Origin of the sequence: Streptomyces sp. NPDC051987, assembly GCF_040680735.1 — a bacterium.
Classification (GTDB): Bacteria; Actinomycetota; Actinomycetes; order Streptomycetales; family Streptomycetaceae; genus Streptomyces.
Map to the genome: position 1 here is coordinate 1 of NZ_JBFAXI010000194.1, position 3,162 is coordinate 3,162.

5 protein-coding genes are annotated in these 3,162 nt (G+C 72.6%); 1 reads left to right on the forward strand and 4 read right to left on the reverse strand.

Annotation, left to right across the window (positions count from 1 at the left end; genetic code table 11):
* Window positions 1-415, forward strand: a 415-nt coding sequence (locus tag AB0M11_RS41205) for an ABC transporter ATP-binding protein (RefSeq protein ID WP_365714108.1), incomplete at its 5' end; no start/stop codon positions are given.
* 27 nt (window positions 416-442) lie between these two features.
* On the opposite strand, the gene AB0M11_RS41210 is transcribed toward AB0M11_RS41205, so the two are convergent.
* The 4 genes from AB0M11_RS41210 to AB0M11_RS41225 all read right to left on the reverse strand — a co-directional run.
* Complete coding sequence (locus tag AB0M11_RS41210) at window positions 443-856, reverse strand: cytidine deaminase (RefSeq protein WP_365714111.1); 414 nt, start codon at window positions 854-856, stop codon at window positions 443-445.
* A 67-nt stretch (window positions 857-923) separates the two neighbouring features.
* Entirely contained in the window at window positions 924-1,709 is a 786-nt protein-coding gene (locus AB0M11_RS41215; RefSeq protein WP_365714113.1) for an alpha/beta hydrolase, read from the reverse strand.
* Between the two features lie 40 nt (window positions 1,710-1,749).
* On the reverse strand, window positions 1,750-2,511 hold the full coding sequence (locus AB0M11_RS41220) for a methyltransferase domain-containing protein (protein WP_365714115.1): 762 nt from the start codon (window positions 2,509-2,511) through the stop codon (window positions 1,750-1,752).
* Between the two features lie 263 nt (window positions 2,512-2,774).
* Window positions 2,775-3,162, reverse strand: a 388-nt coding sequence (locus AB0M11_RS41225) for an ABC transporter ATP-binding protein (protein WP_365714117.1), incomplete at its 5' end; no start/stop codon positions are given.

Below are 3,162 nucleotides of genomic sequence, written 5' to 3' on the forward strand. Positions count from 1 at the left end.
GGCGGTGGTGCGGCACTTCTCGCAGCGGGTCGCGGTGATGTACCTCGGCAAGATCATCGAGGTCGGCGACCGGGAGGCGATCTACACCCGCCCCCGCCACCCCTACACCCACGCCCTGCTGTCGGCGGTACCGGAGGTCAGCCTCACGGACGAGCAGGACGCCGCCGGCCGCGAACGCATCCGCCTGGCCGGCGATGTGCCGTCCCCCATCTCCCCACCCTCCGGCTGCCGCTTCCGCACGCGCTGCTGGAAGGCCCAGGACAAGTGCGCGACGGAGGAACCCCCGCTGGTCCAGCTCTCCGGCAACCACGAGGGCCACCTCACCGCCTGCCACTTCCCGGAGGACCCGACGACCGAGGCCCGCGACGAGGACATCGTCCTGGACCCGGCACTGGCGGCGCTGGAGGACGAGTGACCCCGCAGTGCCGGACGGCGGCGGGGCTCACTCGGCGCCGAGTCGGTGGTCCGCCCAGACGTAGCTCTCGGGCAGCAGGTCCGTGATGAGGACGGTCCGCAGACGGCCGTCCCCACCGACGATGACGTGGAGCGCCGGGAAGTAGTCCAGCAGGGCCTGCCGGCACCGGCCGCAGGGCGGAACGACCCCCCGGTCCCGGTCGCCCACGGCGACGACCGTGTCCAGCTCGTAGGCGCCCTGGGCGGCCGCGGCACCGATGAGGACCAGTTCGGCGCAGGGTCCTCCGGTGAAGTGGTAGGCGTTCACCGCGGTGATGATCCGGCCGTCCCGGGCGCGGCCCGCGGCGGCCATGGTGTGGTTGTCCCCCCGGCAGCGCGTGCGGGCGACGTGCGCCGCGGCCGCGACGAGTTCGTGGTCGACGTCGCGCGGCGGCGTGGTCATCTTCTCCACCTCGGTCGGGTGTCAGGGCAGGGAGCGGCCCCGCTGTGTCGGCGGGGCCGGCTCCGCGTCAACGGGCGAGGAACGGGCGCAGCACGGCGGCGAGTTCCGCGGGTGCGTCCAGGGCGATGAGATGGGCGGCGGTCGCGAACTCGACCAGGGTGGCGTCGGGGATCGCGGAGGCGTAGCGGCGGGCGATGTCCTGGAAGTCGGTGACGTCGAGCTTGCCGACACCCACCAGCGTAGGGACGGAGACGGCGGCGAGGTCGCCGGTCGCGGGACCCTGGGAGTGCTCTCCGACGACGGCCTGGTTCACCAGCGACGTCCGCAGGGGGCCACTGAGCCGCTCGGCCAGGCCGTCGGCCACGTCGTCCCAGTCGCGAGCGGGTCCCCGCAGCCACATGTCCAGGTTGACGCGTACGGCTGCCTCCAGGTCACCCGCGTCGAGAGCCGCCGTCTCGGCCTCGTCGTACGCGATCATCTCCGCCGACCAGGGGTAGCGCGGCCAGGGCGCGGCGAGCATCGCCAGCGAGTGCACCCGCTCGGGGTGGGTGAGGGTGAAGTCCAGGGCGACCCGGCCGCCCCAGGACGCGCCCACGAGCCGGACCCGCTCGTGGCCGAGGTGGTCCAGCAGGCGGCACAGGTCGTCGGTCTCCCGGAACGGGCCCGTCGGGGCCCCGGACTCCCCGAAGCCGCGCAGGTCGTACCGGATCACGGTGTGCTCCTCCCGGAGCGAGGGCACGACCGCGTCCCACATGTGGTGATCGGCGACACCGGCATGCACGAGCACGACAGGCGTGCCGGCACCGGCCGTCTCGTAGGAAAGGTGTCCGAGTTCGTCGTCGAGTGTCAGCACGTGCCGATGATCGCAGGCCGCCGCACCCGTGCCAAAAGCTTTACCGGAGCCCCCGCCGTGCTCGGCGGGGCGCCGCGACCGTGATGATCTCGGGACTGCCCGCGGTGACCGGCCCGCGCGCCCAGTCGCCGTACTGCTCGACGACCTCGAGACCGGCGTCGGCCAGGAAACCGCGGAGCGCGTCGGGGCCGAGGAAGCGCAGGGTCGAGCGGCACACCTGTGGCCACGCCCAGGCCTCGCCCTCGTACGTCTCCGTGAAGGTCACCCGGTCTCCCACCGGCGGTCCCTGGATCTCGTGCCAGACCCGGACCTGGCGCCCGTTCCCGTCGGCGAGCCGGCGCACCCGGTCCGGCGTCCAGGTCTCCCAGGCGCGGGCGGTCGGGTTACGGGTCTCGAAGACGAACCGGCCGGTGCACGAAAGGGCGCTGCGCACAGCGGTCAGCGCGGCCCGCACCTCCTCGTCGCCGAGCAGTTCCTGGAAGGCGTGACCGGTCATCACGGCGAGATCGAAGCCGTAGCCCTCCCAGCGGTGGCTCCGCAGGTCACCGAGGACCCACTCGATCCCGGGCGCGGCCCGGCGCGCCTGTACGAGCATCGCCGCGGCCGGTTCGAGCCCCATCAGCCGCCCACCGTGCCCCGCGGTCCGCGCCCCGCGCAGCAACCGCCCCGTCCCGCAGCCGACATCGAGCACCGACTCCGCGGACATCACCAGATCCAGGTAAAAGTCGTCACCGGGCCCCCACGGGTTGAGGGTGTCGTAGAGCGCGGCGAGCGACAGATCCGCGTACGAATGATCGACCACCGCGGCAGTGTGCCACACGATGTTGAACGCGGGGTCAGGAACGGGCTTCTTCTTGAGCTTCTATCAACTTCCGCCGCGGCGCGGATCTTTGACGGTGTCGAGGGGGAGGGCGACGGGGGCGGCGGGGAAGGCGGGAGCGGCATGAGAAGGGCCCGCACCTGGGGAGGTGCGGGCCCTTGCTCCCCTGGAGCGGACGTTCAGGGCTCGGGTCAATGGGCCGGTGAAGGTCCGTCCGAAGGCGGCGGCTGACGGAAAGGGGTGTGTCAGGCCGCTGCCTCGGGGTTCGTGGAGAGGCGCGAGGCGGGAACCGCGTCCTGCACCTCAGGGTAGTGGCACGCGGTCAGGTGGCCGGGCTTGTTCCCGTCCGCCTGGACCAGCGGCGGTGCCTCCGTCGCGCACTTCTCCGTCGCCTTCCAGCAGCGCGTGCGGAAGCGGCAGCCGGACGGCGGGTTGATCGGGGACGGCACGTCACCGACCAGACGGATCCGCTCGCGCGGCTCCTGGTCCACCGTCGCCTCGGGCACGGCGGAGAGCAGGGCCCGCGTGTAGGGGTGACGCGGGTTCTCGTACAGGTCCTCGCGGTCGGCGATCTCGACGATCTTGCCGAGGTACATGACCGCGACCCGCTGCGAGAAGTGCCGCACGATCGCG